The organism is Flavobacterium piscinae, assembly GCF_004122145.1.
GTDB classification, from domain to species: Bacteria; Bacteroidota; Bacteroidia; order Flavobacteriales; family Flavobacteriaceae; genus Flavobacterium; species Flavobacterium piscinae.
In genome coordinates this window covers 20,519-39,538 of record NZ_SBKQ01000018.1, presented here as the reverse complement: position 1 = coordinate 39,538, position 19,020 = coordinate 20,519, and the positions used below count along the sequence as shown (strand labels likewise).

Sequence of the window (19,020 nt, the reverse complement as noted above, 5' to 3'; positions counted from 1 at the left end):
TTGAAAAATGCTAATTTTGCATTTACTAAGACATTAATTCAGCGTGTTTAATACTTAAAAGCAAAATGCAATACCAATTCAATTTAAGCGAAATAGAAATCATCGCACAAAAAATAGCATCATCCAATCCTGAAAAAGTCATGCTTTTTAACGGCCAAATGGGAGCCGGAAAAACTACATTTATCAAGGCTTTAGCCAAAGCATTAGGAGTTGAAAACCCAACCTCCAGCCCTACTTTTTCATTGGTGAATGAATATGAAGCACACGATGGATTAGTCTACCATTTCGACATGTACCGTTTGAAAAACGAAACGGAAGCCCTTGATTTCGGAATTGAAGATTACCTCTATTCCGGTCATTGGTGTTTTATTGAGTGGGCAGAAAAAATTCCAAATCTCATTCCTAAAAAACATAGTGTGATTACGATTGAAATAATGGAAAATGGCGATCGTAAATTAATTTTAAGCTGATTTATAATTAGTTTCAACTTGAAACATCAAACTTGAAACTTTAAAATAGAACACGGATTGAACGGATTTGCTTCGCAAAACGCAGATTCACGCAGATTTTAACAGCTTCGCTGTAATAGATTGCAACAGATTAATAAGTACTAAATATTCTTCAAAGCACAAATCAACCTGAAACTTGATACCTAAAACCTGAAACAAAAAAAACTATTTCTATTTCCAAAATAATTGTTAACTTAGACCATTAATTTTTAGCATCATTTATGCCGCTTACACCCTTTTCTAAACAACAATTGCTTCCTCAGGAAGAAAAATTGGAAGTCGCACGACACAAAAGCGAGTTGTTCATCGGAATTCCCAAAGAAACTTCTTATCAGGAACGAAGAATTTGCTTAACACCGGATGCTGTCAATTCATTGGTATCACATGGTCATCGCGTCTTATTGGAAGCAGGAGCCGGAGAAAGTGCGAGTTATACCGACAAAGAATATTCAGATGCCGGAGCAGAAATCACCCAAGACCCCAAGAAAGTTTTTAGCTGTCCGATGATTCTGAAGGTCGAACCACCCACTTCTGCAGAAATCGAAATGATTAATCCCAACACCATTATCATTTCTGCCATTCAATTAAAAACCCGAAAAAAGGAATATTTCGAAAAATTAGCCAAGAAAAAAATCACCGCTTTTGCGTTTGAATTCATCAAAGATGACGATGGTTCCTACCCTGCTGTGAAATCGTTGAGTGAAATTGCCGGAACTGCCTCCATTTTAATCGCAGCCGAATTAATGATTAACAACCAATTTGGAAAAGGTTTGTTATTTGGTAATATTACCGGCGTTGCTCCTACTGATGTGGTAATTATTGGTGCCGGAACAGTAGGTGAATTTGCTGCTAAAACTGCACTTGGTTTGGGTGCCAACGTAAAAGTGTTTGACAACTCCATCACCAAACTGCGTCGTTTGCAAAACAATTTAAAACATCCGATTTTTACCTCTACCATTCAACCAAAAGGTTTATTAAAAGCCTTACGCCGTTGCGATGTGGCGATTGGAGCCATGCGTGGACAAAACCGCACGCCGGTTGTGGTGACCGAAACCATGGTGGAACACATGAAAAAAGGAGCCGTAATTGTGGATGTGAGCATTGATACCGGTGGCTGTTTTGAAACCTCAGAAATCACTACGCACGAAAAACCGACATTTATCAAAAACAATGTTATTCATTATTGCGTACCGAATATTCCATCGCGGTATTCCAAAACCGCATCACTCTCTATCAGTAATATTTTGACACCTTATTTAATTCAGATTGCCGAAGACGGTGGTGTGGAAAGTGCTATTCGTTGCAACCGTGGACTGAAAAACGGACTTTATTTTTACCACGGAATTTTGACCAGTAAATCCATTGGAGATTGGTTTGATTTGCCCAACAGCGATATTAATTTGATTGTGTTTTAGCGAATTTGTTCGTACTTTTGTTATCTTAAAACTTAGTGATGAAATTCTATCAAAGGCTTGCTTTTTTTCTGTTCGGTTTATTAATCGGGGTGATATTCCTAGTTTACTTTTTAGGAGCAAAAGCAGAATCGAGAGGCGTAACATTCTGTTATTTACCCAATTGCCGTGTACTAAAAGACATTCGAACCAAACCTTTTCACTATTCCGAAGAAGCATCAGCCGTATTGGCAGAAACTTGGATTGATACGGTTGACATCAAAAACACATTAACCCACGGCGATATCGATTTTAGTCAAAGTAATGTAAAAGTTGGTGCGGCTAAACTATACGTGATTGAAGGAAAAACAGTAAAACAGATTCCCATCTTCATAGAAGTGCTTAATTTTGAAAATAAAGCAGTATTAAAATCCATCAAAAAATAGTCCTATGAATTGCCTCATTCGTCCCGTTTCCGAAACCGATTTTGAGGCCGTTTATCAATTTATCAACGCTTTGGAAGACTTCGTTTTTCCAAAAGCTTCTCAACAAGCCATTTTTCTCGAAAATCTTTCCAATCCTAAACATATTTTTCTATTGGCCGAAATCAACCAAATCCCGGTTGGATTTATCAGTTGTCATGTGCAAAACCTCATTCATCATGGTGGTTTAGTGGGCGAAATTCAGGAAATGTTTGTTCTTGAACAATATAGAAGTAAACAAATTGGCAAACAATTACTTGATGAATTAAAAAAAATTGCCAAAGAAAAAAATATCCTCCAACTTGAAGTTACATCAAGTTTTAAGCGTGAAAAAGCTCATGCTTTTTATGAACGGGAAGGATTTCCAAACACACATAAAAAGTTTGTTTGTAAAATATTTCTACAATAATTTTTTTTATTTCTTAAATTCGAAGTAAAACAAAATAAGAATCAAGAATACTGTTTTTAGTTCAGCCTCCTAAAATACTCTTTCAACAGCATATCATTTTCATAGGTTGGTGTAAATATTTCCAAAATCTGTGGTACTTCTGATTCAGCAAAAAATACTTTTAACTCCTTCTCTACTGTTTCTATCGAACTCGCTTTTCGATACCCAAAACGAAACATTGTCGCTAATTGTTCAGCTGTTAAACAATGAGCTGTTTCAAAATAGGTATGAAACGTTTCATTTTCTTCATGACCGGGCAAAATGCGAAAGATGCCTCCTCCTCCATTATTAATGATAATAATTTTAAAATTTTTGGGGATGTAATTGTTCCACAATGCATTACTGTCATAAAAGAAACTCACATCACCCGTAATTAATAAAGTGTCCTTTTCAGAGGCCAAAGCAGCTCCAATCGCAGTTGATGTACTTCCATCAATACCGCTTGTTCCTCGATTACAAAAGACTTCGACTTTATTTGGCAAATCAAACAGTTGTAAGTAGCGGATAGATGAACTGTTTCCTACTTGTAAATGAAGGTATTCTGGTAAATGATTTACGATTAGTTCAAATGCTTTGAAATCACAAAACGACAAACGGTTCATATACGTTGTATGCTTCTCTTTCCGCAATGTTTTAATTCGTAATCCTAAATCGTGGTAATTACTTTGGATATATTTTGTATAGGGCAAAAACTGATTAAAAAAATCATTTGGGTTGACTTCAAAATGATAGGTCAAGCTTCCAAATGTATTGTAAGCCCTAAGCCTATCTACATGCCAATGGTGTGTTGGAGGATAACTTCGTAAAAAAGCTTTTATTCGTTTTGATACAATCATTCCACCGAAAGTCAATACAATATCCGGTTGAAAATCTTCGAAATCTTCTATTGAAAACGGGGTGATAATAGCATCGATATTGTTTAAAAACGATGCATGATGCAAATTTGAAGTTGTTTCCGTCATCACAACAACCGAAGGATCATTAGCCAAATGATTGATAATTGATACATCTAATTCATTTGGATTGAGTGTACCAACCAAAACCATTTTTTTTCGAGCCGTATTCCAAATGTTTGTAGAGGCAATAATATCTTCAAACGGAATAGTTTTATATACTTTCCCAAACGTGGAAATCATAGTATCAACAGTTGGCACAGAGATGGTTTCATACAAAGGTTCTTCAAACGGAGCATTAATATGCGTGGGACCCGATTTTGAAAAAGCTTTATTAAACGCTTCGTTGATTAAAAAATCATTTTCTTCCGAAGCCATTTCGGTTAAATTGGCATTAAAATGGGTATGATTGGCCAACACATTTTCCTGACGAATGGTTTGTCCGTCGCCAATATCCACCATTGCTTTGGGTCGGTCGGCAGAAATGATGACCAACGGAATCATGCTGTAAAAAGCTTCAGCTACAGCCGGATAAAAATTTAATACTGCCGAACCGGAAGTACAAATCACTACAACCGGTTTACCGATTTGCTGAGCAATTCCTAGTGCAAAAAAAGCGGCACAACGCTCGTCGGCAATGCTGTAACACGTAAAATACGGATTGGCCGTAAAGCCAATGGTTAATGGTGCATTTCGCGAACCGGGGGCAATGACAATGTGTTGAATACCTTTGGCATGACAAATTTCAATGATGCTTTGGGCTAACGCTATTTTGGGATAAATCATTTTTTTCTGATGAAAATTAATTGCAACAAAAAAACACTTGAAGCAACAAACAAAGTTATTATTTTAACATCGAAAAAAGCTTGTTGCAACGATTAAAGTTTTGTTATATTTGAACATACTTTTCAACAAATGACAATACAAATTCGACCTTATGCAGAAGCTGATGTAACGGCTATTTTGGACATTATTAACGATAATATTTTGCATTCCACTTCGCTGTATGATTATGAACCCAGAAGTTTAGCCAAGCAAAGTGATTTATTAAAAGAAAAAACAGCCAAACATTTTCCGGTGATTGTGGCAGAAATGGATGGCAAAATAGCCGGATTTGGTATGTATGGTGAATTTCGCTTTCGCGATGCATATCGGTTTACGGTAGAACATTCCGTTTATGTTTCGAATGAATTTAAAGGAAAAGGTGTGGGTGGAAAGTTACTTCAATCGTTAATCGAATTAGCCAAAAAACAAGGTTTACACACAATGATTGGCGTGATTGATGCTGAAAATACAGAGAGTATTCTCTTTCATGAAAAGTATGGATTTAAAAAGGTGGGAATTATAAAAGAATCCGGTTTTAAGTTTAATCGTTGGTTGGATTCGGTTTTTGTGCAACTGATATTAGAGGAAAATACATAAACGAAGAACACAGATGAAAGAAATCTATAAAATTTTAAAAATTTTTCTGATTTTTCTAATCTGTGTTCCTATTCAATTTGGTCTTCAAGTTTATCTAACTCGCTAACCAATCTATTATTTCTTTGTCCTTTGGACTAGTTCTCGGACTGATGACTTTTTCTAATTCTCCTTTTTCGTTTAAAAGGTATTTCTGAAAATTCCATTCCACATCACTATCCTGCAAACCGTTTTGAGCTTTTTGGGTTAAAAACTGATAAAGCGGATGCATTTCTTTTCCTTTTACAGAAATTTTACTCATCATTGGGAAAGTTACTCCGTAATTTTTTTGACAAAAAGCTCCGATTTCTTCATTGGTTCCCGGCTCTTGTTTCATAAAATCATTGGCGGGAAAACCGATGATTACCAAACCTTTGTCTTTGTATTCTTCAAACAATGCCTGAAGATCTTTGTATTGTGGCGTCAATCCACACTTGGAAGCCGTGTTGACCACCATGATTTTTTTACCTTTCAAGGAAGCAAAATCAAATTCTTTTCCTTCTAAATCTTCAACTTTAAATGAATAAATTGATTGTTTCATTGTGTTTGATGTACTTGTATTTTCTTTTTTGTTTTGAGCGTGATTTTGACAGCTCATCAACATAAAACAAGAAAAAATGATTAAAAAAGATGCTTTCATAGTGATATTTTGTTTCAAATTTACAATTTTAGGAAAGATGACTCTCCTAAACAAATCATAAAAAGCTGCTAAACTATTTTTTATAGTATTTTTTGTATTGAAAATAAGAAGCTATTCCTAATACAATCATCACTGCTACCGAGATATACACAAAACTTGGCGTGACTACTTTATCACCACTCGCATACGAATGCAATCCGGTTAGGTAAAAATTCACACCAAAATACGTCATCATAATCGAATAGAAAGCGAAAATACTCATCAAATTAAACACCCAAGTTCCGCGTAACGAGGGAACAAATCGGGCATGAATCACAAACGCATACACCATGATACTAATTAAAGCCCAGGTTTCTTTTGGGTCCCAACCCCAGTAGCGACCCCAGCTTTCATTAGCCCATTGTCCTCCTAAAAAGTTTCCAATGGTAAGCATGACCAATCCAATCGTTAACGCCATTTCATTGATATAGGTTATCTCTTGAATGTTTAACTTCATTTTTTCTTTGTTCTTATCATTGGTCAAAAGAATCAACAGCAATGCTACAATTCCCAAAATCATTCCCAATGTAAAAGGTCCGTAACTGGCCACAATCACCGCCACGTGAATCATCAACCAATAGGAATTTAAAACCGGTTGTAAGTTGGCAATCGATGGATCCATCCAATTCCAATGTGCAATCATCAAAATCATGGAAGCAACAAAAGCTCCCGAGGCAATGGTTAATTTCGATTTTCTGTCAAATGCCAATCCGAAAAACATCGTAGCCCAAGCGACATAAATCATACTTTCATAAGCGTCACTCCACGGAGCATGTCCAGAAATATACCATCGAGCAATTAAACCTAGCGTATGCAAGACAAAGAAAAGCCCGATTAGAATATGAAAGGCATTAACAGTGTAATTTAAAAATTTGGATGATTTAAAAATTTGGATGATGCTAAAAATCAACATCAATACCCCGGCTAGCATATACAAATAAAAGAGACGTTTGAAAATATCGTACTTGTTATACATAATTTCAGAATCTATTTTATTGTCTGATGGTCGTACTTCGCTACCGTATTTCATTTGAAATTTCTCCATACCGCCAATAATATCATCCGCCATTTTATAATCTTGTGTTCGGCTGGCTTCTGCTAAAATCTGCATGTAAGCTGGAAGAATATTTTTTAAATTTTTAAGTTCAGTATCTTCATATTCGTCTAATTCCAAATAGGAAATCCATTTATTATTTGGATCATTTGGAATAGGGAAAATTCGGAGAATACTTCCACTCAAGGCAGAATTCAACAAAACTACTTTTTTATCTACTTCAATAAAATCCTTTTGGAATTGATTTGGAATAGCCGCTTTGTAAGCGTCATCTAAAAAGGGAGACAATTTATAATTTCCTTTTTCATCAAAAAAACGAATAAAAGGAGCAAATTTGGCATCCTTTTCAACACCTAAAATGTTTCGGATACTATCATTTCCACGTTTTAAATAAACCAACGGAATTTCAAACCACGCATTGGGTGTTTGCGACATCGATAGGAAAACCTGATCGGAAGTGTAGCCTTTGTAATGATCACTTTTACTGACTTTACGAAGTAATTCTGAAGAAAAAGTATTCACCGGTTTCATTCTTCCACCGGCATCTTGTATCACTAAACGACCAAATTTAGCGGCATGTTCCGGAGTAGGAATTGTGGTTTCCAGAAACTTCTCCACTTCAGCTAGTGATGGTCTTTGGTGATTATGGTTTGGGTTTTCACTTGCTTCTTGAGAAAAACCAAATGTTGAAAAAAGTAAAAATAATATTGATAACAATGAAGCTTTCTTATTTTTCACTTTTTCCAACTTCATTTTAAGGTCGTGAAAACGCGTATTTTTATCAAATAAAATGGCCATCATAGCAATGTAAAGCAAAAAATAACCAATATAAGTTATCCAAGTTCCCCAAAAATCGTGATTAACAGAAAGGATTGTTCCTTTTTCATCTTCGTCAAATTGTGCCTGGAAAAATCGGTAGCCTTTGTAATCTAAAATATTATTCATAAAAATATGAGCATCCTGCTTCTTGTCGCCATCCAAAACAGTGACTTTACTCTCGAAAGCGGAATAACTATTGATGGTTCCGGGATAACGCTTGGCAATAAAATCATTCAATTGAATGCTGAACGGTAATTCATAAATTTTACTTCCGAACATCAATGTGATGTCTAAATCACCCATTTTAACGGTTTGCGGAATTCCTTGTTTTCCTTTGGAACCTACTAATGTTACTTCTTTTGTTTCACCATTTGCTTCGACCTCCAATACTAAAGCATCATCAGTCATCATATCTTTCCAATCGTTATTCGAAATATATTCTTTTTTCCCTTTTACAGGAGCTTCAGGCAATACAAATTGAGCACCGGCAATGTTATACAATGAGCGAAACATTAACGGTTGAACAGAATCTTTTACTACCAATCCTTTCATTTGATCGGCCATTCGCATAAAGTCACCACCAAAGGTAGATTTGATAAAAAAGGAATCCCCGTCGTGCATAATGTTAATTGCTCCGTCGGTTTCTTTGTTATAGGCAAAGAGGATTCCGTGTAAACTTTGCACTTCACCTTCTTTTAAGTGATGTTCATGACGTGTTCCCCCACTCGACTCTACTAATTTTAAATAGGTTTCGCCACTTTCATCGGGTTTGATGGTTTCGGTAGCGTTCATGATAAAATTTTTATAGCGAATGGTGTAAGGTTTTGTGTCAAACTTATCGTTGATTGAAAAACTATTATCGGCTGCTTGGGACAAAATCAGTGGCTTTTCGATGGTTTTTCGCTTGATTTCACCTTTGTAATTACCATCGGCAAAAATGGTCAGATAGGTTTTATCGGAATAAAATCGTTTTTCGGCTGCACCTTCGCGAATAGGCATCATCCCTTCATAACTGATGTATCGTGTGATAAACGCTCCAACTAAAATGAAAATAAATGAAAAATGCAGCAGTAACGTTGCCCATTTTTCCTTTTTCCAAAGTTGATACCGCTTAATGTTTCCAAAAAAATTAAGCATAAAAAAGAACATAATCACTTCAAACCACCATGCATTATAAATCCAAATTCGGGCCGTATCCGTGTTATAATAACTCTCAATAAAAGTTCCGGCCGCCATAGCTGCTGCAAAAGCAATAAATAAAAAAGCCATTAAACGCGTGGAAAAAAGGAAGGAAAGTATTTTTTTGTCCATTTTTAAGAAGGGTAATTTTTGAAAGCACAAAAATACTTATAAAAGAAAGAAACTTACTGATTTTTATGGAATTTTTAAGGGAAGTTTAAGTAGGTTTTTATTCTCTTTAATTTTAATCGGAAATCGCTGGTGTTTTTCTTATTTTTGACGCATGATTTCAATTGTCCTTATCGGTTCCGGAAATGTAGCTCAACATTTGATTACTGCTTTTTTGCAAAGTGATGAAATTGAGCTTGTTCAGGTTTTTTCGAGGCAAAAAGAAAGTATTTTACAATTGATTTCTTCGGATAAAATTGTTTCTAATTATGATGAAATAAAAGTGGCAGATATTTATATTATAGCCGTTTCGGATAATGCAATTGCTACTGTTTCCAGTAAACTTCCCTTTGAAAATCGATTGGTCGTTCACACGTCAGGCAGCATGCCGATGGAAATTTTAGATGCCAAAAATCGACGAGGTGTTTTATATCCTTTGCAAACTTTTACAAAAAATAAAACGGTTGATTTTAAAGAAATTCCGATTTGTTTGGAAGCAGAAAAAGAAGATGATTTTAAAATAATCCAAACTGTGTCTGAATCCGTTTCAACTGTGGTGCAATTTATTTCATCAGAACAACGAAAAGCACTTCATGTGGCGGCTGTTTTTGTATGTAATTTTGTGAATCATTTATTCAAAATTGGAAATGATATTTGTAAAGAAAACCAACTTTCATTTGATTTATTGAAGCCTTTAATTCAGGAAACCGCTCAAAAAATCATTCAATTAACACCTGAAAATGCACAAACCGGTCCGGCAAAAAGGAACGATACGGCAACTATAAATTCGCATTTGAATTTTTTGACTGATGAAAATCAAAAAGACATTTATAAACTAATCACTAAATCAATTATTGACGATGGCAAAAAGCTATAAAGAATTAATGCATGACATTACCACTTTTATTTTTGATGTGGACGGTGTGTTAACCGACAGTAGTGTGCACATTACACCATCCGGAGAAATGCTTCGCATCATGAACATTAGAGATGGCTTTGCCATGAAAGCCGCTGTTGAAAGTGGTTATCATGTCTGTATCATTTCCGGCGGAAGCAATGAAGGTGTTCGAATTCGACTCAAAAATTTAGGCATTAAAGACATCTACTTAGGTTCTCCGGATAAAGTGAAAACTTTTCAAGAATACTGTGCCATTTACAACATAAATCCCAGTCAGGTTTTGTACATGGGTGACGACATTCCGGATTATCATGTTATGAAACTGGTCGGACTACCTACTTGTCCGCAAGATGCAAGTCCGGAAATCAAAGCCATTTCAAACTATATTTCACACAAAAACGGTGGAAAAGGTGCCGTTCGTGAAGTCATCGAACAAGTGATGAAAGTACAAGATAAATGGCATTTGTATTACAATGGGAAGCATGATTAGAAGTTGCGGGTTGAAAAGTTGCGGGTTTCGGGATGCGAGCTACGCACCGCTTTTTGTCATTCCGAAAGAGGACGAAGTCGAAAGAGGACACGAGCGATAGCGAACTGGCGAAGCAATCTCCTACAAAGTAGCACAAAAAGTATTATTATTAAAAAAAATAACTGAATCAAAAAGATGATATATCTACAATTAATACGATACAAAAATCTATTACTACTTGCTCTAATGCAAATCATTTTCCGTTACGGTTTTTTAAATCAACAAGACGGTTATTTGGCATTAGCTGATTGGCAATATTTTTTATTGGTTTTATCCACCGTTTTATTAGCCGCTGCAGGATATGTCATTAATGATATTTTTGATCAAGAAACCGATACCATCAATCGTCCTGAAAAAGTGATTGTTGGAAAAGCCATTTCAGAATCAAGAGCATACAATATTTATGTTGGTTTAAATATTATTGGGGTGTCTATTGGATTTTATCTTTCCAATGTAATTCAAAAACCAAGTTTTGCAACAATATTTATATTTATTGCTGCTTCACTCTATTTTTATGCCACCACGTTGAAAAAAATGTTGCTGTTAGGAAATATTTTAGTTGCTTTTATTCTTGGTTTAAGTGTTTTAATTATTGGTGTATTTGATTTATATCCGGCCACTTATGACGGCAATCGGGAAAAAATGGGTTTGCTGTTTAAAATACTAACTGATTATGCTGTTTTTGCATTTGTATTGAATCTAATTCGTGAAATCATCAAAGATGCAGAAGACAGTAAAGGTGATTACAACCAAGGTATGCAAACACTTCCTATTGTATTTGGTGTGAACAGAACGGCAAAAATTGTGTTCGGATTAGTTGCAATTGCTGTTGCGATTGTACTCTGGTATACCAATAAACATTTAATGAGTTTTGATTTGTATTATGCCGTATTGTATGTCCTTTTCTTGGTACTTGGCCCTCTTATGTATGTACTTATTAAAAGTTGGAATGCAAAATCTGTCTCTGATTTTCATCACCTGAGTACAATTTTAAAATGGGTTATTTTCTTTGGGATTTTATCCATTGCCGTGATTACCTACAACATCAAAATCAACACCAATGCTTAGAGAAAAACTTAAATCGTATAAAATCATTTTAGCTTCGGGTTCACCCAGAAGGCAACAATTTTTTAAGGAATTAGACATTGATTTTGAAATTCGGTTGAAGGAAGTGGAAGAAATTTATCCACCTCACTTTCAAGCAGAAGAAATAACCAATTACCTGGCCGAATTAAAAGCCAATGCCTTTGAAGGAGAACTGAAATCAGACGAAATTGTAGTTACCAGCGACACTATCGTTTGGCACAACAACCAATGTTTGGGTAAGCCAAAAGACGAAAATGATGCTTTTACCATGTTGAAATCGTTATCGAATTCCACTCATGAAGTAATTACCTCTGTTTGTTTTAAAACCAATACAACTACTGAAACATTTCATGAAATAACTAAAGTGACTTTTCAGGAACTTACCGATGAAGCCATTCGTTATTATTTAACCAATTACAAACCTTTCGACAAAGCCGGTAGTTATGCCATTCAAGAATGGATTGGTTATATTGGCATTAGTAAAATAGAAGGTTCTTATACGAATGTGGTGGGAATGCCAATGCATTTGGTGTATCAAAAACTAATGAATTTATAAATTAATAAACTATGGAATTCCTAAAACTATATATCAAAGAGGAAATTGCAACAGGAATTGTTTTGTTGTTCTTTTTTATCGCCCGAATCATCACAGCAAAAATTGTGCGTCGGTTTGCAAAAATCAGTCAAACACTTGAACACCGCTCTAATTTGGTGATTAAATATTTTAATATTCTTTTAGGTACGATTGCGGTTATCGCTATCTTTATTATTTGGGGGGTAAAACCTCAAAATGTAATTCTTGTCTTTTCTTCTGTTTTTGCCGTAATTGGTGTGGCAATGTTTGCCCAATGGTCTATTTTGAGTAATGTAACATCAGGGATCATTTTATTCTTTTCAGCCCCATTCAAAATTGGGGATACCATTCGAATTCACGACAAAGATTTTCCTCTAGAAGCAGAAATTGAAGACATCAGAGGATTTCATACTTACTTGAAAACCAAAGAAGGAGAACTTATTACTTATCCTAATAGTTTACTGTTACAAAAAGGTGTTTCAGTTTTAAAATTTCCTTCAGAAGAAAAAGAGTTTACGGATTAACTTTCCCTTTATAACACAAGTAAACTTTTTTGCGTTATCTTCGAATCAGTAAGCTATGACTCAAAAATACTTTTATTTGTTTCTTTTCCTTTGGATTTGTTTTATTTCCTATGCTCAGGATAATAAAACCAAAACTGATTCTGCAGCTATCGGATATAAAAAGATTGAAAATTATTCAAAAAAAAATAAGTTCACGAAATTCGTGCACAAGCTTATTTTTAAATCAACCGATGTTAAGCCTACTCATCCTGATAAAGTAGAATCGATAGCAAAAAAACACGTCATTTACGAAAATAAAATCATTCGCAAAATCACCATTAAAACGCTGGACCCGTTTGGATATTCTGAAATTGATACTACCAAAAAACCCAAACGATTTAGCGAAAAAGCTGGTAATGCAGTCCACATGAAAAGTAGAAATTTTGCTATTCGCAATGTGCTTTTACTTAAACAAAATCAACCTTATGACAGTTTACTAATTCTTGAAACTGCACGTTTAGTAAGAAGCCAACGTTTTGTTAGACGAGTTGATATTACGGCAGAATTAGCCGGTAAAAATGCTGATAGTGTTGATGTTACTGTTGTTGTTTTAGATTCTTGGAGTTTGATTCCGAATGCAAACATCACTCCAAACAAAGCAACTTATGAACTTACCGAACGAAATTTTTTAGGCTCGGGTCATCTTTGGGATAATCAATACCAACACGATTTAAATGACAAAAGAAGAGCATTTTCTACTCGTTATGTAGTTCCGAATATAAAAAACACCTATATCCAAACTGATTTAAATTATCAAATTGATTTAGAAAACAATTATTCAAAAAGCATTCGCGTAGAACGTAAATTTTTCTCTCCCTTCACCCGATGGGCCGGTGGAGCATTTGTGGAGAATCGGTTACGAAAAGATAGTCTACCATCTTCTTCCTTTCAATATTCACTTCAAACTTTTAAATACAATACGATTGATTTATGGGCCGGACATTCCTTTCGAATAAAAAGTGATGAGTTTAATGACCGAAAAAACACCAATTTAGTTACTACTTTGCGATATTATAAAGTAAATTATTTAAAAGACATCGCTTCAGAATTTGATGCAGTTGACTTCTTTTCCAGTGAATCATTTTGGCTTACCGGGATTGGACTCTCTTCCCGAAAATTCGTTCAGGATGAATATGTTTTCAATTTCGCAATTGCTGAAGATATTCCAATCGGAAAATACTATGGTATTACGGGAGGTGTTCAAAACAAAAATTTTGAAAACAGACTATATTTTGGCATCAAAGCTACATTAGGTAATTATTTTAAATGGGGCTATTTTAGTACGAATTACGAATATGGAAGTTTTTTTAAAGATAAAAAAAATCAACAAACTGCTTTTGTTTTGCAAATCAATTATTTTACGCCTTTAATTGAATTAGGAAAATGGAAAGTACGGCAATTTTTTAAAAGCGATGTCATCCTCGGTAGTCATCGATTAGAGTCGGTTGGCGATAGAATTTCCATCAATGAATCAAACGGAATCAATGGTTTCAATGATCCAAAATTTCTTGGAACCCGAAAAATGCTCTTTTCATTTCAAAGTCAAAGCTATTCTCCATGGCAATGGGCTGGCTTTCGTTTTAGTCCGTTTCTAAATTACTCTTTAGCGTTTTTAGCTGATTCTAAACGCGATTTCAGCATAAGCTCAGGCTATTCTAAATTAGGTTTTGGAGTTATTATTACCAACGATTATTTAGTGTTTAATTCGTTTCAAATTTCTTTTGCTTATTATCCTAGAATTCCGAATCAAGGAGAAAATATTTTTAAATCAAATACTTATAAAACGAGTGATTTTGGCTATTTGGATTTTGAAATCAATAAACCAAAAACTGTTTTATATGAATAAAATACTATCTGTTATTTTAACAAATTAAATGGAATAACTGTTAAAGAAATTCTAATTAAAAAATCAACTTATTTAATTCACTATATTTGACTTTTACTGAAAATTGTGCTTTCAATGGGTTTAAAAAAATATTGCTCCTTTTTATACTTTTTACTTTTATCCTCTACTTTACTGGCTCAACAGCCACAAAAACCTTCTTCAGTTGAAATTTATCATCAAATTCAAAAACTAAATTTCCTAGGTTCTGTACTATATGTTGCTGCCCATCCGGACGATGAAAACACGCGGTTAATTTCTTATATGGCGAATCATGTCAAAGCAAGAACCGGCTATTTGTCAATTACACGTGGGGATGGGGGTCAAAATCTAATCGGAACCGAATTACGGGAATTGTTGGGAGTCATTCGAACACAAGAATTAATAGAAGCCAGAAAAATTGACGGCGGAGAGCAATTTTTTACGCGAGCCAATGATTTTGGTTTTTCCAAAGTCCCTGATGAAACACTTAAAATTTGGAATAAAAACCAAGTGTTAGAGGATATGGTATACATCATTCGCAAATTTAAACCGGATGTCATTATCAATCGATTTGACCATCGTTCACCGGGCACCACTCACGGTCATCACACCTCTTCGGCCATGCTTTCCATTGAATTATTTGATAAAGTAAATGATTCTTCTTTTTATCCAGAACAATTAAGATATACATCCCTTTGGCAACCTAAACGATTATTTTTTAATACTTCGTGGTGGTTTTACGGCGGAAAAGATAAATTTGACAAGGCGGACAAAAGTAAATTGAATAATTTTGACATGGGTGTTTATTATCCGTCTATTGGAAAGTCAAATCAGGAAATTGCTGCGTTGAGCAGAAGTCGTCATCAATCACAAGGATTTGGCAGCACGGGTTCAAGAGGCGATGAAATTGAATATTTAGAATTGATTAAAGGTGAATCAGCCAAAGACAAACAAAATATTTTTGAAGGCATTGATACTTCATGGAATCGCGTAAAAGGCGGTGCTCCAATTGGAAGTTTAATTACACAAATTGAGAAGAATTTTGATTTTAAAAACCCTTCTGCAAGTATTCCAACATTACTAGAAGCTTATTCATTGATTCAAAAATTAGAGAATGAACATTGGAAAAAAATCAAAACGGAGGAAATAAAAAAAATCATTGCAGGTTGTGCCGGTTTATTTTTAGAAGCCGTAGCAGAATCACAAAGTTCAACCCCCGGAAGCACACTAAAAGTAAAATTGGAGGCCATCAACCGCAGTGCTCAAAGAATGGTTTTGAATGGAATTAATTCCAAACCAATATCCCAAGCAACCTTTTCCTCCACACCTTTAGAAAATAATCAACCCCATTTTGTTGAGTTGGAATTATTGCTTGATAAAAACCAAGCTTATACAGCTCCCTATTGGTTAAAAGAGCAAGGGACTGTTGGAATGTATGCCGTATCTAATCAGGAAAACGTTGGAATTCCTGACATAATCCGAACCATTTCGGTTACTTTTATGGTGGAAATAAATGGTGTTGTCATTCCTTTCGAAAGAGAAGTAATCTACAAATACAATGATGAAGTGAAAGGTGAAGTATACAAACCTTTTGATGTTGTACCTGTTGCTACTTCATCGATTTTAGACAAAGTTAAAATTTTTAATTCGGATAAAAGCAAAACAGTTGGTGTAAAAATCAAAGCCGGAAAAGATAATATTATTGGAAATGCGTTCCTCGTAACTGCCGAGGGGTGGAAAGTTTCGCCGGAATCCATTCCTTTTCAAATTAATAAAAAAGGGGGTGAAAAGACTGTGTATTTTGAAGTAACGCCTCCAAAAAATTCAAGTGAGATTACTGCTTCTAGCTATGTGGTTGTTGAGGATGAAAAATTAGACAAAGAACAAATTACTATTCAATATGAGCACATTGCCCAACAACAAGTTTTAGTCAATTCTGAAGCTAAATTCAATAAATTAGACATCGTTACGACAAATGAAAAAATCGCCTATATCATGGGTGCCGGTGATGAAATACCCCTTTATTTGACGCAAATGGGATATGAAGTGAGTGTCATTAACCCGGAGGAAATTACATCCGAAAATTTGGCAACCTTTCAAGTCGTAATTTTGGGTATTAGAGCTTACAATACAGTGGATGAATTAGCTTTTAAACAACAAATTTTATTTGATTTTGTCAAAAACGGCAATACAATGATAGTGCAATACAACACTACCGGAAAAATGAAAGTGAAAGAACTAGCTCCTTTATCATTAAAAATTTCCAGAGATAGGGTAACAGAAGAAGATGCTGAAGTGCGATTCTTAGCACCAAATCATAAAATACTAAATTTTCCAAATAAAATAACCTCCAATGATTTTAAAGGTTGGGTGCAAGAACAAGGCTTGTATTATCCGAATGAATGGGACGCAACCTTTACACCTATATTATCATCTAACGACAAAGACGAAAAACCAAAAAATGGAGGATTATTGGTAGCTCAATACGGTAAAGGACATTACATATATACAGGATTAAGCTTCTTTAGAGAACTTCCTGCAGGAGTTGCAGGTGCCTACCGGTTATTTGCAAACCTGATTTCAATCGGAACAAAAACAAATTAGTACATGAAAGAAGATAAAAAAATAGCTATAAAAAGCATTTACATTTGGGTGTTGGTTGCCAATGCTTTCTATATCCTTTTGTTTTATTTTATTAAAACCTATTTTTCTTAATCCATGCAAACACTTGATTGGTTAATACTCATTTTTACACTACTTTTTATAGTAGTATATGGTGCATGGAAAACAAAAGGCAGTGAAAATGTAAAAGAGTATATATTAGGCAATAACGAAGCCAAATGGTGGACAATTGGTATATCCGTTATGGCCACACAAGCCAGTGCTATTACCTTTCTTTCTACACCCGGCCAAGCTTTTCATGACGGAATGGGATTTGTGCAATTCTATTTTGGATTGCCCATTGCCATGGTAATCATCTGTATCTTTTTTATTCCAATTTATCATAAACTAAATGTTTATACGGCGTATGAGTTTTTAGAAAAAAGATTTGACTTAAAAACACGAAGTTTAGCCGCGATTCTTTTTCTCATTCAAAGAGGTTTGGCGGCAGGAATAACAATTTATGCTCCGGCTATTATTTTATCTTCCATTTTGGGTTGGAACCTGAATTGGCTGAACTTTATCATTGGCGTTTTAGTAATTATTTACACTGTTTCCGGAGGTACAAAAGCAGTAAACGTAACCCAAAAACAACAAATGTTTATCATCATGTTGGGAATGTTCATTGCCTTTTACTTGATTTTGAGCTATCTACCTGAAGAGGTTTCGTTTAGCAATGCACTTCAAATTGCCGGAGTGAATGACAAAATGAATATTTTGGATTTTTCCGTTAATCCGAATAGTCGTTATACATTTTGGAGCGGAATCACCGGCGGATTATTCTTGGCTCTCTCTTATTTTGGAACCGATCAATCCCAAGTGCAACGCTATCTTTCCGGAAAATCGGTGCGTGAGAGTCAACTCGGACTAATTTTCAATGGCTTTTTGAAAGTACCAATGCAATTTTTTATATTGTTAACCGGCGTCATGGTTTTTGTGTTTTTTCAATTTAACAAGGTTCCGTTGAATTTTAATCCAACCAGCCAAATTGCTGTTGAAAAATCAATTCATGCCGAAGAATACAAGGCATTACAAAAGGAATTGGAAGAAATCCACGAAGAAAAGAAAATCATCACACTCACTTATGCAAAGCAATTGAATATTGATGTGGACAATGCTGCATTAAGAAAAAGGATGATTGGATTATACGAAAAGGAAAAACTTTTAAAAGAAGAAGCAAAAGTCATCATTAAAAATCTCAATCAAGAATCAAATGACAAAGATTACGTATTCATTCATTTTATTCTCAATTACTTACCAACCGGACTGGTAGGTTTGTTATTGGCCGTTATTCTTTCGGCCGCCATGTCTTCCACCGCTTCAGAATTAAATGCATTATCCTCCACAACTGTAATTGACATCTACAAGCGAAATATCAAAAGTGAAAAATCAGATAAACATTTTGTAATAGCTTCTAAGGTTTTTACTTTACTTTGGGGAATAATTGCCATTCTATTCGCCTGTTTTGGAACTTTGGTGGAAAACCTTATCCAATTAGTAAATATTATTGGATCTGTGTTTTATGGTACCATTCTTGGCATATTTCTTGTAGCCTTCTTTCTCAAATTTATCAAAGGAAATGCCATTTTTTATGGAGGGGTAATTAGTCAGTTAGTCATTTTTGTGATTTATTACTTTTGTATTCATATTTATCCTTCCGGTAAAGAAATACTGGGCTATTTATGGCTTAATGCATTTGGAGCATTACTTACTATAGGTTTGTCAATTTTTATTCAGGTTTTTTCAAAACCAAAAATTAACTAAA

At 34.8% G+C, this 19,020-nt stretch carries 16 protein-coding genes; 13 read left to right on the top strand and 3 right to left on the bottom strand.

Annotated features, from left to right (window positions below):
- Window positions 1-65: 65 nt before the first annotated feature.
- The 4 genes from tsaE (at window position 66) to EQG68_RS14250 (ending at window position 2,791) form a co-directional block, all read left to right on the top strand.
- Window positions 66-470: a tRNA (adenosine(37)-N6)-threonylcarbamoyltransferase complex ATPase subunit type 1 TsaE gene (gene tsaE / locus EQG68_RS14265; RefSeq protein ID WP_129465565.1), complete on the top strand. Its 405-nt coding sequence runs from the start codon at window positions 66-68 to the stop codon at window positions 468-470.
- A 260-nt stretch (window positions 471-730) separates the two neighbouring features.
- Window positions 731-1,924: an alanine dehydrogenase gene (locus EQG68_RS14260; RefSeq protein WP_129465564.1), complete on the top strand. Its 1,194-nt coding sequence runs from the start codon at window positions 731-733 to the stop codon at window positions 1,922-1,924.
- A gap of 38 nt (window positions 1,925-1,962) precedes the next feature.
- On the top strand, window positions 1,963-2,346 hold the full coding sequence (locus tag EQG68_RS14255) for a DUF4258 domain-containing protein (protein ID WP_129465563.1): 384 nt from the start codon (window positions 1,963-1,965) through the stop codon (window positions 2,344-2,346).
- A 4-nt stretch (window positions 2,347-2,350) separates the two neighbouring features.
- Entirely contained in the window at window positions 2,351-2,791 is a 441-nt protein-coding gene (locus EQG68_RS14250; protein WP_129465562.1) for a GNAT family N-acetyltransferase, read from the top strand.
- 56 nt (window positions 2,792-2,847) lie between these two features.
- Here the strand turns inward: EQG68_RS14250 and menD are convergent, their stop codons facing one another.
- Window positions 2,848-4,509, bottom strand: coding sequence for a 2-succinyl-5-enolpyruvyl-6-hydroxy-3-cyclohexene-1-carboxylic-acid synthase (gene menD / locus EQG68_RS14245; protein ID WP_129465561.1), 1,662 nt, complete (start codon window positions 4,507-4,509; stop codon window positions 2,848-2,850).
- Between the two features lie 129 nt (window positions 4,510-4,638).
- On the opposite strand from menD, the gene EQG68_RS14240 reads away from it, so the two are divergent.
- Window positions 4,639-5,145, top strand: coding sequence for a GNAT family N-acetyltransferase (locus EQG68_RS14240; protein ID WP_129465560.1), 507 nt, complete (start codon window positions 4,639-4,641; stop codon window positions 5,143-5,145).
- 94 nt (window positions 5,146-5,239) lie between these two features.
- Here the strand turns inward: EQG68_RS14240 and EQG68_RS14235 are convergent, their stop codons facing one another.
- Together EQG68_RS14235 and ccsA are read right to left on the bottom strand one after the other, a co-directional pair.
- The gene (locus EQG68_RS14235; protein WP_129465559.1) at window positions 5,240-5,821 is read right to left on the bottom strand and encodes a glutathione peroxidase; all 582 of its coding nucleotides are present in this window, start codon (window positions 5,819-5,821) and stop codon (window positions 5,240-5,242) included.
- Between the two features lie 73 nt (window positions 5,822-5,894).
- Window positions 5,895-9,044 carry a cytochrome c biogenesis protein gene (ccsA, locus tag EQG68_RS14230; protein WP_129465558.1) on the bottom strand — a complete coding sequence of 1,050 codons (3,150 nt, stop codon included), beginning with the start codon at window positions 9,042-9,044 and terminating at the stop codon, window positions 5,895-5,897.
- Between the two features lie 151 nt (window positions 9,045-9,195).
- Here ccsA and EQG68_RS14225 point away from each other — a divergent pair, with 151 nt between their 5' ends.
- The 8 genes from EQG68_RS14225 (at window position 9,196) to EQG68_RS14190 (ending at window position 19,019) form a co-directional block, all read left to right on the top strand.
- Window positions 9,196-9,957: a Rossmann-like and DUF2520 domain-containing protein gene (locus EQG68_RS14225; RefSeq protein WP_129465557.1), complete on the top strand. Its 762-nt coding sequence runs from the start codon at window positions 9,196-9,198 to the stop codon at window positions 9,955-9,957.
- The gene (locus EQG68_RS14220; RefSeq protein WP_129465556.1) at window positions 9,941-10,468 is read left to right on the top strand and encodes a KdsC family phosphatase; all 528 of its coding nucleotides are present in this window, start codon (window positions 9,941-9,943) and stop codon (window positions 10,466-10,468) included. The genes EQG68_RS14225 and EQG68_RS14220 overlap by 17 nt, the downstream gene beginning before the upstream one ends.
- A gap of 174 nt (window positions 10,469-10,642) precedes the next feature.
- Complete coding sequence (locus tag EQG68_RS14215) at window positions 10,643-11,575, top strand: geranylgeranylglycerol-phosphate geranylgeranyltransferase (RefSeq protein WP_129465555.1); 933 nt, start codon at window positions 10,643-10,645, stop codon at window positions 11,573-11,575.
- Entirely contained in the window at window positions 11,568-12,149 is a 582-nt protein-coding gene (locus EQG68_RS14210) for a Maf-like protein (RefSeq protein WP_129465554.1), read from the top strand. Before EQG68_RS14215 ends, EQG68_RS14210 begins: the two co-directional genes overlap by 8 nt.
- An 11-nt stretch (window positions 12,150-12,160) precedes the next feature.
- On the top strand, window positions 12,161-12,691 hold the full coding sequence (locus EQG68_RS14205) for a mechanosensitive ion channel domain-containing protein (protein WP_129465553.1): 531 nt from the start codon (window positions 12,161-12,163) through the stop codon (window positions 12,689-12,691).
- Window positions 12,692-12,746: 55 nt separating this feature from the next.
- Entirely contained in the window at window positions 12,747-14,576 is a 1,830-nt protein-coding gene (locus EQG68_RS14200) for a BamA/TamA family outer membrane protein (RefSeq protein ID WP_129465552.1), read from the top strand.
- 114 nt (window positions 14,577-14,690) lie between these two features.
- The gene (locus EQG68_RS14195; protein ID WP_129465551.1) at window positions 14,691-17,198 is read left to right on the top strand and encodes a PIG-L family deacetylase; all 2,508 of its coding nucleotides are present in this window, start codon (window positions 14,691-14,693) and stop codon (window positions 17,196-17,198) included.
- Window positions 17,199-17,312: 114 nt separating this feature from the next.
- The gene (locus EQG68_RS14190) at window positions 17,313-19,019 is read left to right on the top strand and encodes a sodium:solute symporter (RefSeq protein WP_129465550.1); all 1,707 of its coding nucleotides are present in this window, start codon (window positions 17,313-17,315) and stop codon (window positions 19,017-19,019) included.
- The last annotated feature ends 1 nt before the right edge of the window (window position 19,020 follow it).

What these genes read in the sequence shown, in the direction of transcription:
- tsaE (WP_129465565.1), top strand. Translation starts at nt 66, where the DNA reads ATGCAATACCAATTCAATTTAAGCGAAATAGAAATCATCGCACAAAAA.
- EQG68_RS14260 (WP_129465564.1), top strand. Translation starts at nt 731, where the DNA reads ATGCCGCTTACACCCTTTTCTAAACAACAATTGCTTCCTCAGGAAGAA.
- EQG68_RS14255 (WP_129465563.1), top strand. Translation starts at nt 1,963, where the DNA reads ATGAAATTCTATCAAAGGCTTGCTTTTTTTCTGTTCGGTTTATTAATC.
- EQG68_RS14250 (WP_129465562.1), top strand. Translation starts at nt 2,351, where the DNA reads ATGAATTGCCTCATTCGTCCCGTTTCCGAAACCGATTTTGAGGCCGTT.
- menD (WP_129465561.1), bottom strand. Translation starts at nt 4,509, where the DNA reads ATGATTTATCCCAAAATAGCGTTAGCCCAAAGCATCATTGAAATTTGT.
- EQG68_RS14240 (WP_129465560.1), top strand. Translation starts at nt 4,639, where the DNA reads ATGACAATACAAATTCGACCTTATGCAGAAGCTGATGTAACGGCTATT.
- EQG68_RS14235 (WP_129465559.1), bottom strand. Translation starts at nt 5,821, where the DNA reads ATGAAAGCATCTTTTTTAATCATTTTTTCTTGTTTTATGTTGATGAGC.
- ccsA (WP_129465558.1), bottom strand. Translation starts at nt 9,044, where the DNA reads ATGGACAAAAAAATACTTTCCTTCCTTTTTTCCACGCGTTTAATGGCT.
- EQG68_RS14225 (WP_129465557.1), top strand. Translation starts at nt 9,196, where the DNA reads ATGATTTCAATTGTCCTTATCGGTTCCGGAAATGTAGCTCAACATTTG.
- EQG68_RS14220 (WP_129465556.1), top strand. Translation starts at nt 9,941, where the DNA reads ATGGCAAAAAGCTATAAAGAATTAATGCATGACATTACCACTTTTATT.
- EQG68_RS14215 (WP_129465555.1), top strand. Translation starts at nt 10,643, where the DNA reads ATGATATATCTACAATTAATACGATACAAAAATCTATTACTACTTGCT.
- EQG68_RS14210 (WP_129465554.1), top strand. Translation starts at nt 11,568, where the DNA reads ATGCTTAGAGAAAAACTTAAATCGTATAAAATCATTTTAGCTTCGGGT.
- EQG68_RS14205 (WP_129465553.1), top strand. Translation starts at nt 12,161, where the DNA reads ATGGAATTCCTAAAACTATATATCAAAGAGGAAATTGCAACAGGAATT.
- EQG68_RS14200 (WP_129465552.1), top strand. Translation starts at nt 12,747, where the DNA reads ATGACTCAAAAATACTTTTATTTGTTTCTTTTCCTTTGGATTTGTTTT.
- EQG68_RS14195 (WP_129465551.1), top strand. Translation starts at nt 14,691, where the DNA reads ATGGGTTTAAAAAAATATTGCTCCTTTTTATACTTTTTACTTTTATCC.
- EQG68_RS14190 (WP_129465550.1), top strand. Translation starts at nt 17,313, where the DNA reads ATGCAAACACTTGATTGGTTAATACTCATTTTTACACTACTTTTTATA.